We start from the raw sequence: 16,522 nt of genomic DNA, 5'->3' as shown, positions 1-16,522 counted from the left end.
AACCCTTTGTTCGAAATTATTGAACAACACAAAAAAAGCCCCAATGTGGTACTCTATACCTATCATTTAAAACGATTTTAAACAGGCAGAATGCTGCCCAAGAGCTTTATGACTGAACAATCTACGTTGACGCTTCAGGTGTTACAGCAGCGGCTGGATGCACTGATGCTGCGCGACAAACAGCGCTTTGCGCGCCGCCTGCATGGCGTAAAGAAAGTAAAAAATCCTGATGCGCAACAGGCCATTTTCCAGACGATGGCGAAAGAAATTGAACAGGCTGCGGCGCAAGTCGCCCTCCGCGAAGCGGCGCGCCCCTCAATCACTTATCCGCAAAATTTGCCTGTTAGCCAGAAGAAACAGGACATTCTGGAAGCGATCCGCGATCATCAGGTGGTGATCGTAGCAGGGGAAACCGGTTCCGGTAAAACCACCCAGTTGCCGAAAATTTGTATGGAGCTGGGACGCGGGATTAAAGGACTTATTGGACATACTCAGCCGCGTCGCCTGGCGGCGCGCACCGTCGCTAACCGCATTGCCGAAGAGTTGCAAACGGAGCCAGGCGGCTGCATCGGCTATAAAGTTCGTTTCAGCGATCATGTCAGTAGCAACACCATGGTCAAACTGATGACGGACGGTATCCTGCTGGCGGAAATCCAGCAGGACAGACTATTGATGCAGTATGACACCATCATTATTGATGAAGCGCATGAACGCAGCCTGAATATTGACTTCTTGCTCGGCTATCTGAAAGAGCTTCTGCCGCGTCGCCCCGATCTGAAAGTGATTATTACCTCTGCGACCATCGACCCGGAACGCTTCTCGCGCCACTTTGATAACGCGCCGATTATTGAAGTCTCTGGCCGAACGTATCCCGTAGAGGTTCGTTATCGCCCCATCGTGGAAGAGGCTGACGACACTGAACGCGATCAGCTACAGGCAATTTTCGACGCTGTTGATGAACTGGGGCGTGAAAGTCCCGGCGATATCCTGATTTTTATGAGCGGAGAGCGGGAAATCCGCGATACCGCCGACGCCCTGAACAAGCTGAACTTACGGCATACCGAAGTGTTGCCGCTGTATGCACGCTTGTCGAACAGCGAACAGAACCGTGTTTTCCAGTCGCACAGCGAACGCCGTATCGTGCTGGCGACTAACGTGGCGGAAACCTCGCTGACGGTGCCGGGTATCAAATATGTGATCGATCCTGGCACTGCGCGCATCAGCCGCTACAGCTACCGCACTAAAGTGCAGCGCCTGCCGATTGAACCGATCTCACAGGCTTCCGCCAACCAGCGTAAAGGGCGTTGCGGACGCGTATCGGAAGGGATTTGCATTCGTCTGTATTCGGAATATGACTTTTTGTCACGTCCGGAATTTACCGACCCGGAAATTCTACGTACCAACCTGGCGTCGGTTATTTTGCAGATGACCGCCCTGGGGCTGGGTGACATCGCCGCCTTCCCGTTTGTCGAAGCGCCGGATAAGCGCAATATTCAGGATGGCGTGCGTTTGTTGGAAGAGCTGGGGGCGATTACCGCCGACGAACAGCAAACGGCATATAAGCTGACGCCGCTGGGCCGACAATTATCTCAGCTGCCGGTCGACCCGCGCCTGGCGCGTATGGTTCTGGAAGCGCAAAAACATGGCTGTGTGCGCGAAGCGATGATCATTACTTCCGCACTCTCTATTCAGGATCCGCGCGAGCGCCCAGTGGATAAGCAGCAGGCTTCCGATGAGAAACACCGGCGTTTCCATGATAAGGAATCCGATTTTCTGGCGTTTGTTAACCTGTGGAATTACCTCGGCGAGCAACAAAAGGCCCTGTCGTCGAATCAATTCCGCCGTCTGTGTCGCACCGACTATCTGAACTATTTACGCGTGCGTGAGTGGCAGGATATCTATACCCAACTGCGTCAGGTGGTAAAAGAACTGGGGATTCCGGTAAACAGCGAACCCGCAGAATACCGGGAAATTCACGTTGCGTTGTTAACGGGGCTGTTGTCGCATATCGGGATGAAAGATGCCGATAAACAAGAGTACACCGGCGCGCGTAACGCCCGATTCTCTATTTTCCCCGGTTCCGGTTTATTCAAAAAACTGCCGAAATGGACAATGGTCGCAGAACTGGTGGAGACCAGCCGCCTGTGGGGGCGCATCGCTGCCCGCATTGAGCCAGAATGGGTGGAACCGGTAGCCCAGCACCTGATTAAACGTTCATATAGCGAACCGCACTGGGAGCGGGCGCAAGGCGCGGTGATGGCGACGGAAAAGGTTACTGTCTACGGTCTGCCGATTGTCGCCGCGCGCAAAGTGAATTACAGCCAGATTGACCCGGCGTTGTGTCGCGAGTTGTTTATCCGCCATGCGCTGGTGGAGGGGGACTGGCAAACCCGTCACGCCTTCTTCCGTGAGAATCTAAAATTGCGTGCGGAAGTCGAGGAGCTTGAGCACAAATCTCGCCGCCGCGATATCCTGGTGGATGACGATACCCTGTTTGAGTTTTATGACCAGCGTATTAGCCATGACGTTATTTCCGCCCGCCACTTTGATAGTTGGTGGAAAAAAATCAGCCGCGAGACGCCGGATCTGCTCAACTTTGAAAAAAGTATGTTGATTAAAGAAGGCGCGGAAAAAATCAGCAAACTGGATTACCCGAATTTCTGGCACCAGGGCAATCTCAAGCTGCGTTTGAGCTATCAGTTTGAACCGGGCGCGGATGCTGACGGCGTGACCGTCCATATTCCGTTGCCGCTACTTAACCAGGTTGACGAGAGCGGTTTTGAATGGCAGATCCCGGGGCTGCGCCGTGAATTAGTTATTGCGCTGATTAAATCGTTGCCAAAACCGGTACGTCGCAACTTTGTTCCGGCGCCAAACTATGCTGAAGCGTTTTTAGGTCGCGTAACGCCGCTGGAGCTGCCGCTGCTGGACGCTCTGGAGCGTGAACTGCGCCGGATGACCGGCGTCACGGTCGATCGGGAAGACTGGCATTGGGATCAGGTGCCCGAGCATCTGAAAATCACGTTTCGCGTGGTGAATGACAAAAACAAGAAACTGCAGGAAGGGCGTTCGCTCGCCGAGCTTAAAAATGCGCTGAAAGGCAAAGTGCAGGAGACGCTCTCGGCGGTGGCGGATGACGGCATCGAGCAGAGCGGGCTGCATATCTGGAGTTTCGGCGAGCTGCCGGAAAGCTACGAACAGAAACGCGGTAATTATAAAGTGAAGGCGTGGCCGGCGTTAGTGGATGAGCGTGACAGCGTCGCTATCAAATTGTTTGATAATCCGCTGGAACAACAACAGGCGATGTGGTGCGGTTTACGCCGTCTGCTGTTGCTCAATATTCCTTCACCGATTAAGTATCTGCATGAGAAATTGCCGAATAAAGCCAAGCTGGGGCTGTACTTTAACCCGTACGGCAAAGTACTGGAGTTGATTGATGACTGTATCGCCTGCGGGGTAGATAAGCTGATAGATGCCAACGGCGGACCGGTGTGGAGCGAAGCAGGTTTCACCACGCTGCACGAAAAGGTACGCGCCGAGCTGAATGATACTGTGGTGGATATCGCGAAGCAGGTTGAGCGCATCCTGACGACCGTATTCAATATCAATAAGCGTCTGAAAAGGCGGGTGGATATGAGCATGGCGTTGGGGCTTTCCGATATCAAGGCGCAGATGAGCGGTCTGGTATACCGTGGTTTTGTGACTGGCAACGGCTTTAAACGTCTCGGCGATACGCTGCGTTATCTGCAGGCAATTGAAAAGCGGCTGGAGAAACTGGCTGTCGATCCGCACCGCGATCGGGCGCAAATGCTGAAAGTCGAAAGCGTCCAGCAGGCGTGGCAACAATGGATAAATAAACTGCCTCCAGCGCGTCGCGAAGATGATGATGTTAAAGAGATCCGTTGGATGATTGAAGAACTGCGTGTCAGTTATTTCGCCCAACAGCTCGGTACGCCTTATCCTATTTCCGATAAGCGTATTTTACAGGCCATGGATCAGATTACGGCCTAAAAAGCCAGGCGACGATGTCTTTCAAAGAGATCCGGTACAAGTTCGGAACAAAAAGGAGGAATTATGAATACAACGCCATTTCCGGCGCTCTCTGCGGAAACATTGCTGGCGGTGAATACCGTCGGACAGTGGCTGGCGCAAAATGATTTTTCCGGCGAACAACCTTATTCATCGGATTGCGTCGTCCTGGCGGGCAATGCGGTGATCCCCACTATCGACGCGGCCTGTCGCATCGCCAAAGCGCAAGGCGTTCCTTTACTGATTAGCGGCGGTATAGGTCATTCGACGCCGTTTTTGTACGCCGTGATTGCCCGGCATCCGCGCTACCACACTATTCGCACAACCGGACGCGCTGAAGCCGCGATCCTCGCGGATATCGCGAACCAGTTCTGGCATATTCCGGCTGAGAAAATTTGGCTGGAAGATCGGTCAACTAATTGCGGCGAAAATGCCCGTTTCTCCTGCGCACTGATCCGTCAGGCGAAAGAAAACATTAACACGGCTATCGTTGTGCAAGACCCCACCATGCAGCGGCGCACTATCGCGGCATTCCGGCGCGTGACAAACGACGACACCGATGCGCCGCGCTGGCTGAGTTTTCCTGGTTTTGTTCCGGTACTGCGCCACCTTAACGGCGGTACACGTTTTGCCAATGTTGAAGAGGGCATCTGGACGGTGGAGCGTTATCTGTCTCTGATTGCCGGCGAGCTGCCACGTTTGCGTGACGATGAAACAGGGTATGGACCGCGCGGTAAAGATTTTATCATTCACGTTGATATCCCACGCGATATTGAAAACGCATGGCAGGTATTGCAGGCAGATACGACGCTGCGCAGTGCGTTAGAACAGAGAGCGTTACGCTAAAAATCGCCCGTTTGCGAGGGTGAACGGGCAAGTGCGACCACCATCTCATAAATTTAATGAATTATTTATAAAAGCTGGTTATGTTGTCGCTTTACGGTTTTCATTCAGGACGCGCTATGGGCAATAAGTATTCCGGCCTGCAAATTGGTATTCACTGGTTAGTCTTTTTTCTGGTTATTGTGGCTTACGCCGCGATGGAACTACGCGGTTTTGCGCCGCGTAGTTATCGGCCCTAGTTTAATATGACGCATGTTTCATGTGGTATCACTATTTTGCTTTTAATGGTGGCGCGCTTGATTATTCAGCTGAAATATCCCACGCCGCCCATTGTTCCTCGTCCAAAACCGATGATGACCGGAATGGCGCATTTAGGACATCTGGTGATTTACCTGTTATTTATCGTGCTGCCTGTTATTGGTCTGGTCATGATGTATAACCGCGGCAATCCCTGGGTCGCATTTGGCATTACTATGCCGCATGCCGCCGAAGCTAACTTTGAACGCGTAGATATGCTGAAATCCTGGCACGTCACGCTGGCGAATCTGGGCTATTTTGTTATTGGACTTCATGCCATCGCTGCTTTGATGCATCACTATTTCTGGAAAGACAATACGCTGTTACGGATGATGCCGCGTAAGCGTAACTGACCGTCCTGTATGACGTTTGCTACAGGCGGGGTTAACTACTTTAGGCAAACAAGGCATCTATCAGAGGGGATGGCGTATTCCATACAGAAAACGCCTGCGTCTAACCAGGACCCGTGACGCAGGCGAAGGAGGACGGGTCTACATCGGAAGCGGGTATTATACTTATTTGTATGACAAATAAAATAAACAATTACTATTCCGTAATCCAATGTTTAATCAACGGGTTAAACCCACATGATCGCGCTGCCGACCGCCCGGAAGTGCCTACACTTACAATGAACGTGGCATAGTGGCGGAAAATAGCGCAACGGCGCCATGTTGCTCCAAAGTCACCTTAGCGAAATGTTCGTCCAACACGCTGCGTAACGTATCGGCTGAATCATTGGTATTACTGAATATTCCTTTCTTGTTATAAACAGCCATTAATTTCTTACCAAAAGCATTGTGAGGAACCTCTTTGCCCAGAATCGTGGCGCCAAAAAGTGTGCCGCCGGGTTTAAGCGCCATACCGGCATTTTTAATTGCCTTCGCTTTTGTTGTCATCTCACCAGGTAAGCAGTGCAGAAGATAGTACATCGAAACGGAATCGAAGCGCCCGTGCCAGTCTGCCGGGAACGTGTCGAAAACATCGTGTTGTAGTGTGGCGCGGATTTTTGTATTACCCACTCGGCTGGCGGCTATTTTCAGGCTATCCGGATTTAAATCCATCAGCGAAATGGCATGAGTCGCAGGTGCATGTTTCAGGTAATAACCTGTACCTACGCCAATATCCAGGTGAGTCTCGCCCATGTGATGCAGGAAGAAAGGAAGTAGTCGCGTATCAGTAGGACACTTCCAGGCATATTTGTTTGAGATATTGAGTACCCACCAGTCATATAAGCTAAGCGTGAATGGGTTATAGACTTTTGCGCCTGATTGTTGTGTATGCTTCATTGTTCTCTCACTAAATAATTTCGCGCTGGAATTAAAACAACGAAGCAATCGTTAGGCAAGCATTAATCAGGTGAGTGAGTAATTTAATGCGACGAATAAAGGCGATATTATGAATTAAGCGGTTATCTTAAAGAATATAGAGGATAATAATAGCTGATAAATGAATTGAACAGTCATATTATTATAAGCTGATAATTAATAATCGTTGATGTACGCGTATTAAGCCCTTTGATAATAACAATGCAATTAAATGCAGGAAGAACAATATTTATTCAAACACATAAAGCGATTATTGCACATTAATTGATATTTTAAATGTTACGCTGAGATAGCCATCTTTATTTAATATCACCTACCTGGAGGCGATATGATTGAGGTTTTTGAAGCGTTTGGCTGGACCTTACTTTTAGGCGGTCTGGCAGTGGCAGTACTGTTTATCACTGCACTGGATAAAAAACGGTAATCATTGCATTTGACGCGCCTGTTGAGTCGGTATTACAAATAACTGTACCTGAAATCTACCACTTCTGAAGTTTGCGATATTTTGCCATTCTGACGGCAAGGGATAATCCTGACTAAAGTTACCGCCGCTTACCAACCAGACACGATGGTAACTTTTTGAAAGCGTTGTCAGAGTATCAATATATGTCTGATCGGCTTGCGCATAAAACAGTGAACCAAAGCCATAGGCATTCGGTCTGCCTGATGTTCCATGAGCGTTAGGCGGTGTATAAAGAAAAGTACGATAATCTCGCTTATTATAATACACATAACTTAAATAATCGAACATTTTACTGACTACCACGGCATCATTAGGCTGGTGACGGGTATTAATATAGTTTACCAGTGGTTTAAACTCGTCTATGTGCTCAGGGTTATTATGATATGAACCATAGCCGAATAATAAGGTGAATAAGATAAACCAGAAGCCACAAACCGCTTTTTTTGCGCGGGTAAGTAATACCGCGAGCAGGGGAGGAATGCTCAGCGATGAGAAGAAGAAATAACGATCGATAAATAACGGCATCCACCAGGAAATGATGAAGACCAGCATTACAGGGATGACCAGATTACAAAATAATATCAGCTGATATCTTTCATATTCTCCGTTGCATAAAGATATTAGCCCCACAGTACCGATAAAACCTCCCACAGCCAGCCACAGAATGAACGACGGAAAACCCTGTCCGTTGTTTCCGGTAAAAAAATGCCAATACATCGCAGGCAGGTCACGCCATGTTACGGGGGGAATCCAACCGATATCATTACCGGCTCTCAACTGCGCCAGATGAGTCAGTAAATTAAACAATACGGGCAACCAGGGGAGATAAGCGACAGCAATCGCCAGGTTAGCAAACCACCAGCCAGGAAGTTTAAGGTAGCAGGCCGTTTTATGGCTTTGGCAGGATAATATTGTTACTGCGATCCAGTGGGCAATAAGTGTAAATAGGGTGAAATAATGGGTGTAAAAGCTGAACGTCATAAGTAAAGCATACGCGACAAGATAGCGATTATGGGGGGGGTTTTATCCACATCATCAATGCTAACGCGGCAGCGAGCGTTAGCATTCCCATTAACGCGTACATGCGCGTTTCTTGACTGTAATGAACTGCCATCGGCATCAGGGCGGCGAACCATCCCGCCAATAAGGCTGTACGTTCATTTGCCAGCCATCGCGTAAGCGCGATAACCAGCACAACTGTCAGGATCCCAAAGAGTAGACTGAGAGAGCGTACTGCTGCAATGCTATCACCCAATAATATGATCCAGTCATGCAGTAACAGATAATAAAGCGGGGGATGCACGTCAAAAGCGGCATGGAAGAGCAGATTATCTACGCTATGTCGACTAATCAGCACGCTGGACGCTTCGTCACACCAAAGGTAGCGGTCAGTTAAAAACAGCAACCGTATAAGGACGGAGAATATGACAATGAGACAAACATGATATTTATACTTTATTTTTCTTAACCCATCGCCGGGCTGCCATATGGATAGTTGTGGTAGCGCCATAATATCCTCAATGGAGTAAGACTTAGACCAGAATGGACACCTAACGCAATAATGAAGGTTAAAATCTTAACCAACACTAAATAAAAATAACTTTGATAATGTCAGCGGTGAATTAATCAGAATAGTGCAGTACAACTCAGTAATCCTGACCGTAATGGCGAAGCAGTCTATGCTCTAAAAACCGGGTCAAACCGACAATAAAGGTAACGCCAATAAGGTACACTATGGCGGCAAAAAGGTAAGCATGGAAGAATTTAAAGCTGGTTGCAGCAACCTCCTGAATTCGCGCGAAAAACTCAGTATATTGGATAAGAAAAACGATGGTGCTGTCTTTAAGGTTATTAATCACCTGATTCGTTAAGGCTGGAATGGAAGACAGCAATACCTGAGGCAGTATAATCCACAAAAAGATCTGCCGTTTGTTCAACCCCTGAACGACTGCTGCCTCCGTTTCATACTTATTCAATGCGTTATAGGCCGTTGTCATGTACGCGGCATTATATGCGCCGACATTCAAGGTAAAACCTGTAACCGCCACGGTAAAAGAGGACAGGTGAATGCCAGATTGAGGTAAACCATAATAGATAACAAACAGAATAAGAATGAGTGGCGTACCGATAAAGAAATCCATGTACAGTCGAGTTATGGCTTTTACCACGGGGCGATGGCTCAGGCTCAGAAAGAAAATAATAATTCCCCACAAAAAACCGGTGATGGAAACAATCAGCGCAAGTTTACAGGTTTCTTTAATACCGTCCACAACAAGTGGCAGTTGTTCAGTCAGGTCATTAAAGAAGAGAGACCAGCCAGCGATCATCGTTGTGCCTCGCTAAAAAAACAGTGGATATCTGGATCCGTTTCTCGTAAGGCAAGATCGGTAAAAGCGCCTTCTGCACGAATTTTGCCATGATTAAGAAACGTTACGTTATCGCTTAGTAATCTGGCGAGGCGAATATCATGAGTGACGCATAATATAGTGACGCCATTGTCGTGAAGTTGCTTGATCAACATTCCGACTTCACGAGTCATGAGCGGATCAAGCGCAGACGTCGGCTCATCAAAAATAATGAGTTCTGGGTCGGTGACCATTGTTCGGGCCAGGGCGACGCGCTGTTGCTGGCCGCCCGATAATTGCGAAGGGTATTTCGCGCTATGCGAGGCCATATCAAGTTTTTGTAGCACATGTAAGGCTTTCTCCCGGGCTAGTTGTCCCGGCATGCCAAACACTTTACATAGGGCAAGGGTAATGTTATCCATAACGTTAAGATGGCGATACAAAGCGTAATTCTGGAAGACACAACCGACTTTTTTTCTGAACTCAAGAACAGTAAATTCTTTGTCATAAATATTTCTCCCGTGAAAATAAATATCGCCATAATCAGGTTCTTCCAATCGAAGCAGACAGCGTAAAAGCGTCGTTTTTCCACAACCTGATGGCCCCATGACTACTTTCATGTCTCCCGATTGAATTTTTAGACTAACCGTATCAAGAACCTTTTTTCCTGAATATTCCTTACTTATCTCTTTTAGTTCCAGTAAAGCCATGAGTATCACCTCTATTTTTATGCTTCAACTGATGCGATATTTTTTCTCAAACACTCCGGCCAGAAGAGTAAATACTTTATAAATAATGAAATATAATACCCCGGCAAGAGTATAAATCTGTAACCCGTTCAGCGTGATGGCTGTCAGTGACATTGCCTGCTTCGTTATTTCAGCGATGCCTACAGTATAAGCAAAGGGCGTCGCTTTTAATACAGAAGAAAACTCATTGATAATACCGGGCACAGAAAATCGCAACATCTGTGGCAGTTCAATATTTATTATAACCTGTAATTGACGCATTCCTGCCACTTTCGCTACCGTTATTTCGAATGGCTCAACTAATTTAAGCGCCCCTCTGAACACCTCGGCAAGATAACTCCCGCTGATTAAGCCGACGCTGAGGTTCATGGCCACCAGTGGTGAAACATATATGCCAATCGATGGCAATCCAAAATAAACAAGAAAAACAGCAATAAGTATTGGAATTCCCCGAAGAATAAAGACCAGTACGTCGAGTATCTTCTGTAGTGGAAGAGGGGATAGTCGCCGTAATACGGCGACTGTAAGCCCGGTCAAAAACGCTGAGAGAAAACAGGTAAATGTTACAAGCAGCGTATTACCAATCCCTTCCAATAGGAAATAAAAGATAGCCAGCATATTACCTGATGACATAGCTTACTATTTCATCCAGCTATCGACAATGCCAGATATTTTTTGTGGCCCTTGCTCTTTAAGCCATAAGTTGAAATCATCGCGCACGGGAGAGCCTTTCTTAAAGGCAATGCCAAGCTGATCAACATTCTTGAAAACATAACGGCTTTCTATCGGCATCTTTTTCTTATTTTTGAAGGTAAAATAAACCGGCTCTTCTATAAAAGCCAGATCAAGATTGCCATTTTTTAGATCAGCCATCGTCTCATTATAGGTTGGATACAATTTTACTTTACTTAACGAGTAGTATCCTTTGGGCTCCAGATCGTTTTTGATAAGGTCGGAGTAAGCCATTCCTCGAGGGTATCCAATAGAATATTTATTTAATTCATTGAGGTTATTGAGCGTTATTTTATGATTGGCCATACTGACCAGATAAAAAGAGTTGATGTAATAAGGTTCAGAGAAATCAATAACTTTCTTACGTTTATCTGTGATTGAAATTCCCGAAAATGCTACATCTGCCTGACCACTCGCCACTGCGCCAAGCATTCCATCCCAGGCATATTCGGTGATGTTTAGCTTACAATGCCGTGACTGACAGTAAGACGAAAAAAGCTCCAGATCTATCCCCTGCAATTTGCCATCAGCACTTTTAAATAACATAGGGGGAGAGGTTGGTGATACTGCGACATTGAGTGTTCTCCCTTCAACGATGCTATCAGCAAACGCTGAAGACGACATTATTCCCAACACTATCATCGATAAGCCAAATTTTTTGGATAACATGCTATCTATTTCCTGTAGTAAGGTAATGCGTATTATAAATTAAGCATTAGGGCGTGAGCCTGACATTTGCAGACGTAAAGTACTTAACGTTATGTATTCCATCGCTGTTAACTAATTTAATCAGGAGGTTTGACAGGAATCATCAAAGGGAATGGATTGAATATACCATAAGATATCAACTGGATATGAGTGCAGCGACACCATGAAAGGTGAAAATGTAAAGATACCATAGACATTAGTATACTGGACATAGTTTATGCTCCATTTATGCATACATATTTACATGATAAGCAGATAAATGCTTCAGTGACGGTGCCTTTCATGTCTCTAATTATCATCTTACCACTCTATCTAGGGCCAATATAAAGACTTATCTTTTCTTGTCAAATACATTTTTTGAGCTAAGTTGATTTGCGTGCTATCTATATTTGCAAGCATATAAATTATTTGTCTCATGAACAAACGATAACAAATCAGGATTTTTGACGATGTTGTTATGTTTATCAAAACGTTAACTTGTTTTAATCGATGATAATCTTAATTCAGAAATATCTGAATATATACGGTTGTTGAGATAAAATTCTCAAATTAACATCGTACATCTTATGTAATAAATATAAATACGATTAATAAATCCAAAACTGAGACTGCCAACCGGATAACAAACAGCAATAAAGAGGGTTCTTCATTAAGTTATCCTGGCAACGATTAAGGTGATAACATTTTCGGTGGCTTTACCCATTTTAATCGTGTTCACAGCCGTTAATTACCTTATGATTACCATGATAATTAAAAATGAATCCTTAATGACTCGTTGGCTGAGTGAAAAAAATTCTACATCACATAGGCGCATGTATCGCGTATAATGGGCTCCGATGCCCCTAATTATTGCTATGACATAATGATATGTATCTTAACCGCTTTTGTTATTTACTCCTGATCTTCGCTGCGGTCGGAAGCATTTTTACATCGCATCCCGTCGCGATGTGGTTCCTGCTCGCCAATGTGCTAACGCTGGCGATCTACGGTATAGACAAAACGGCGGCACGTAAAACCTGGCGCAGAGTGCCGGAATCCACTTTGTTGGTGTTTGGGGTTGTCGGTGGGTGGCCTGGGGCGATTGTTGGTCAACAACTCTTCCGTCATAAAACGCAAAAGCAGCCATTCAAAACATACTTTATTGTCAGTGTGATAGTGAGTATTTTAGTTACGGTGGCGATTTATCGACTCTATCCATTTTTGTCTTACTGAACATAGACTATGTATCACTTATTGACCAATCGGCAGCAAAGATAGCATCATATTTTCATGCCACCGGCACTATGATATTGAGTTGTGTTTTGCTCAAGGCGTACCGCAGCCGATGGAACTTTATTCAGTGGAATAATGATGAGCTATAAAACTTTCTAACATTATGGCAAAACAATGATGGACTTCCTGGGTTGGATGGACAAGGTCGTTGAAGACGTATTGCGGACATATATCTAGCTGAGGGTCTTTAGCCCCGGGAACATGTACATAGCCGTGGTGAGTATAAGGGTTTTCCGTATCATAACCAATATTACTGGCTGCCTCCATTATCACCTTAAATGCATCGGCAGTCTCGTAATAGCATATTTTATGCTGGGGGTATTTTTCTTTTAATTCTTCAACATTAGTTTTTAACAGGGCATTGTGAGCGATGCTTTCATCCTTAAGCTTTCTTTTTTCATCAGAATGTTTGCCATAAGGTGTTAAAGACAAATCGGGAATCCCCATGACCAGAACATTATTAACTCCACCGGAAATTATTTTTTCAATATCATCAATTTGTTGCTCAACGACCATTATTACATTATCTTTGTGTAGTGTCATATAGTCATTAGCCCCCAATAAAAATATCGCCAGGTCCTGGTGAGAAGGGGTGTAAGATGCGACTTGTCTGTCCGTATTTGATACAAAGTCACCGATGCAATTAAAGCAGGAATAGCTTGCCGATGTACTTCCCCCTTCAGCAAAATTAAGCATCTCTTTACCTAAGAAGTGTGGAGATGATAAAAACTCAGTCCAGGTAAATCCATTAGTAAACCTTCCGCCAAAGTATTGACCATAGGAGGGTAAGATATGATGTGTTTTTTCAAACATACGCCCTAAGGAGTCAGACAAGCTGTCGCCAAAAAATACCAGTCTGGTAATATCACCCAAAGAAATATTTTTGGGCTTGGGATGTGATTTATTGATTTCTTTGGCAAGACCAAAAGCTTCCGGATGACATTCAACCTCAATAGATAAAATATTTTCACCATTATCATCTTTAATAATCAACTTATCGGCGTGTTCCTGTGATTCTATAATAAACTGTTCTTTACATCCCTGAGACGCTAAGGCTCGAAGTTTGATGTAGGCTCCGCGAACCTGTACCGGTGTTAGATTCAGTTCCTGATGGTGGTAAAGATTAAAGATACATTCGAGCGCCTCTGCATGGTGGGTGGTAAAGAAATATGCTTTGATTTTCTCCCATAAACTTAATTCCGGAAGGCGTGCGCTTTCTTTTATCGCATTAAATTTTTCAGAACTGATAGATGATGTGAAATAACCCTGTCCAACACTCAATGGCATAGTGTCCTCCTTACTTTATTAAACACGCTTTAGCAAATAATTAATTAGCAAATATTAGCAAGAAAAGTAATCAGGTAAATGGTGTATATGGAATTACGCTTCTTTAACAGTTTTTCGTCGCCAATAAAATACATACAATGTTTATTGTTTTTCAACGAAGTAAATATATCATCAACAACGTGAGGTTAATGCCTGGTACATATTATCTGACTGCTATCATTATTGAGTGTGCGCCTGGCTAAGGCAAAGATCTAAAAAAGAAGCCACTCCTGATTTTAGTGTGCTGGCGTGAATATGAGCTGGCTTGATACTCAGGAAAAACAGACAAACTTATCATCCGACTATTATTGCTAAAGTGCTAGTGTTTTATGTGACATTTTGATTTCTATTTTCATATTAAATATTTCTTAAGTGAGTTAACTATAATGAATGATGATTCAACTATTAAAAACTCTTCGATGCTTTTGGCCTATTTAGGTGGTTTGGGATGGGGAAGCGCCTATTTTTATGGCTGGGGCGTCTCCGCGTACTATGGTTTCCCGTGGTGGTATGTAGGCGTCGGCCCTGACAACATTGCCCGAAGTCTATTCCATGCGATTAGCCTGATGGCTATATTCATAATAGCGTGGGGAGTGGGTATTCTATTATTTTTTCTAGTAAAGCAAAAAGCACGTATCCACGACCTTAGCTTTTTACGTCTTTTTTTGGCAGCGGTTTTGTTCTTTATTCCAATTGTTATCGAGTTTTCTCTCTTAACAGAATCGTTTTTGTGGGAGCTTTTTTTTTATCATTTTACTGGTGGCTTTATGCTTATCGGTGGGGATGCGTTTTTATAGTAAATTGATGCCAGTGATTTGTTTTACGCAACTCAGTTGGGTGCGAAGGCATTGTTTCACTATAGTTATGCTTGGTTTTATTATATATTTTTTTATATTTTCTTTTTTTGTTGGGATCTATAAACCACAATTAAAGAAAGAATACGAAATGATATTGTATGATGGAGGCTGGTACTACGTCCTGGCCAGATATCATGATAGTTTTATTTTGTCGAAATCCTTTACTAAAAATAACAATAGATTTATTATTTTTAGACCAGAAGATGGGCACTCTTATGAAATTACTCTGGTAAAAGTCAGGCTTTAATAAAATGCTGGTTGGCAAGAGCGTGAAATGACGGCAGAACTTCCCATAGCAACGATTGAGGAAAGAACTGAGCGCCCATATCTGTAGGCTGTGGAATAGCAATGCCGGGAAGGACATGGCATGACACTTTATCTGACATTACCATTTGAGTGACAGGTTAGCAGATGTTTCAGGCCAAACCCAAGTTGAACTGGAGCGCTCAGAAGCCGATTACCTACATAACAAATATTGGCCGCAAGCTTATGCTGTGGGCGGAATATACGACCGCTATTATCCAGACTGGCTGTTAACTTATTTATTTTCCCATAGTAACCTATAACAGGCCTCCCTGAGGCATTGGCTAGCATCTGTGCATTGGAAAAACAGGCTCCATTTGCACTATAGCAACTTATAAATTTTATTTCCTCATGAGAGTTGCTAATATGGCGGATTGATTTTGAAAGTGATGATGACTGACTTGCACCGGAACCGTACCGATTTTCATGTTGAACAACAAAAGGAGCACCATGTTTACAAATCGAAATAGGCATGGATTATTACCTGAGATTGATTTCAAATTAACAATAATGATGACGCTTTTGGGTATTAAAAATCTTTCAAATAACGCTCATTTGATTTTTTGTCCACATTGACTAAGCCAGGAAAGACACAGGGTTGAGATATTTTCGCTACCCGTCGGCGGTGTATCGCAGTTGTGATGTTACGTTCTTACAAGACTGACATCTGCATATCATAACCTTTATTCATTACCACCTGGTGAGTAAATAAAAACTATTAAGCAAATATTTACTTCTGGGTAATGGGACTGGATTTACCGGCATTACCTCTGTGCCCCAGTCGGGCAGAACATTGCAGCTTAGAAAGAAAGCTTTGGTGTTTATTGTCTGTGGCCTGAAAAAGTTCCCATGAGCTGAATATGCTGAATGTGAACTGATTCTTGATGGTCTATGCCGGAAATCTATAAGCTATTGATTTTTATATTGTGTGTAATTTTACAATTACATAAACATAAAATTCTGATAGTATACCCCCCTATAGTATATGGAGGTCGAATGCCGCATTCACCTGAAGATAAAAAACGTATCCTTACCCGTGTTCGTCGCATACGCGGGCAGGTCGAAGCGCTGGAGCGGGCGCTTGAGTCTGGCGAACCTTGTCTGGCGATTCTGCAACAGATTGCCGCCGTGCGCGGCGCGTCTAATGGCCTGATGAGTGAAATGGTTGAAATCCATCTGAAAGATGAGCTGGTCAGCGGGGAGACCACGCCAGATCAGCGCGCGGTTCGGATGGCGGAAATCGGCCATCTTCTTCGCGCTTATCTAAAATAAC

At 44.9% G+C, this 16,522-nt stretch carries 11 protein-coding genes and 3 pseudogenes; 6 read left to right on the top strand and 8 right to left on the bottom strand.

Annotated features, from left to right (window positions below):
• Positions 1-108: 108 nt before the first annotated feature.
• The 3 genes and pseudogenes from hrpA (at position 109) to cybB (ending at position 5,522) form a co-directional block, all read left to right on the top strand.
• The gene (hrpA, locus tag ACLJRU_RS01385; RefSeq protein WP_038393997.1) at positions 109-4,011 is read left to right on the top strand and encodes an ATP-dependent RNA helicase HrpA; all 3,903 of its coding nucleotides are present in this window, start codon (positions 109-111) and stop codon (positions 4,009-4,011) included.
• Between the two features lie 63 nt (positions 4,012-4,074).
• Positions 4,075-4,875 (top strand): YdcF family protein, encoded by an 801-nt coding sequence (locus ACLJRU_RS01380; RefSeq protein WP_001098507.1) that lies wholly within the window; start codon positions 4,075-4,077, stop codon positions 4,873-4,875.
• Positions 4,876-4,991: 116 nt separating this feature from the next.
• Positions 4,992-5,522: pseudogene (gene cybB / locus ACLJRU_RS01375) on the top strand (cytochrome b561).
• A 270-nt stretch (positions 5,523-5,792) separates the two neighbouring features.
• Here cybB and ACLJRU_RS01370 read toward each other — a convergent pair.
• The 6 genes and pseudogenes from ACLJRU_RS01370 to ACLJRU_RS01345 form a co-directional block, all read right to left on the bottom strand.
• Positions 5,793-6,455 (bottom strand): class I SAM-dependent methyltransferase, encoded by a 663-nt coding sequence (locus ACLJRU_RS01370; protein WP_000683309.1) that lies wholly within the window; start codon positions 6,453-6,455, stop codon positions 5,793-5,795.
• A 463-nt stretch (positions 6,456-6,918) separates the two neighbouring features.
• Positions 6,919-8,467: pseudogene (locus ACLJRU_RS01365) on the bottom strand (glycosyltransferase family 39 protein).
• Positions 8,468-8,603: 136 nt separating this feature from the next.
• The gene (locus ACLJRU_RS01360) at positions 8,604-9,284 is read right to left on the bottom strand and encodes an amino acid ABC transporter permease (protein WP_001540102.1); all 681 of its coding nucleotides are present in this window, start codon (positions 9,282-9,284) and stop codon (positions 8,604-8,606) included.
• Positions 9,281-10,012 (bottom strand): amino acid ABC transporter ATP-binding protein, encoded by a 732-nt coding sequence (locus tag ACLJRU_RS01355; RefSeq protein ID WP_001185905.1) that lies wholly within the window; start codon positions 10,010-10,012, stop codon positions 9,281-9,283. Before ACLJRU_RS01355 ends, ACLJRU_RS01360 begins: the two co-directional genes overlap by 4 nt.
• A gap of 24 nt (positions 10,013-10,036) precedes the next feature.
• Positions 10,037-10,684, bottom strand: coding sequence for an amino acid ABC transporter permease (locus ACLJRU_RS01350; RefSeq protein ID WP_000094453.1), 648 nt, complete (start codon positions 10,682-10,684; stop codon positions 10,037-10,039).
• Positions 10,685-10,690: 6 nt separating this feature from the next.
• Positions 10,691-11,452 (bottom strand): transporter substrate-binding domain-containing protein, encoded by a 762-nt coding sequence (locus ACLJRU_RS01345; protein WP_023234961.1) that lies wholly within the window; start codon positions 11,450-11,452, stop codon positions 10,691-10,693.
• A 906-nt stretch (positions 11,453-12,358) separates the two neighbouring features.
• Here ACLJRU_RS01345 and ACLJRU_RS01340 point away from each other — a divergent pair.
• On the top strand, positions 12,359-12,703 hold the full coding sequence (locus ACLJRU_RS01340; RefSeq protein ID WP_000281185.1) for a DUF1294 domain-containing protein: 345 nt from the start codon (positions 12,359-12,361) through the stop codon (positions 12,701-12,703).
• Positions 12,704-12,823: 120 nt separating this feature from the next.
• On the opposite strand, the gene sseJ is transcribed toward ACLJRU_RS01340, so the two are convergent.
• Positions 12,824-14,050 (bottom strand): SPI-2 type III secretion system effector SseJ, encoded by a 1,227-nt coding sequence (gene sseJ, locus ACLJRU_RS01335; protein WP_001131430.1) that lies wholly within the window; start codon positions 14,048-14,050, stop codon positions 12,824-12,826.
• 425 nt (positions 14,051-14,475) lie between these two features.
• Between sseJ and ACLJRU_RS01330 the strand changes: the two are divergent.
• Positions 14,476-15,193 (top strand): annotated as a pseudogene (locus ACLJRU_RS01330) (hypothetical protein).
• A 128-nt stretch (positions 15,194-15,321) separates the two neighbouring features.
• Here ACLJRU_RS01330 and steB read toward each other — a convergent pair.
• Positions 15,322-15,723: a type III secretion system effector SteB gene (steB, locus tag ACLJRU_RS01325; RefSeq protein WP_001540100.1), complete on the bottom strand. Its 402-nt coding sequence runs from the start codon at positions 15,721-15,723 to the stop codon at positions 15,322-15,324.
• Positions 15,724-16,245: 522 nt separating this feature from the next.
• On the opposite strand from steB, the gene ACLJRU_RS01320 reads away from it, so the two are divergent.
• Positions 16,246-16,521, top strand: coding sequence for a metal/formaldehyde-sensitive transcriptional repressor (locus tag ACLJRU_RS01320; protein WP_001120770.1), 276 nt, complete (start codon positions 16,246-16,248; stop codon positions 16,519-16,521).
• Position 16,522 lies beyond the last annotated feature (1 nt).

Origin of the sequence: Salmonella sp. SAL00653 (assembly GCF_046552515.1) — a bacterium.
GTDB lineage: Bacteria > Pseudomonadota > Gammaproteobacteria > Enterobacterales > Enterobacteriaceae > Salmonella > Salmonella enterica.
The sequence above is the reverse complement of the archived record's forward strand: the minus strand, read 5'-3'. Positions and strand labels throughout refer to the sequence as shown.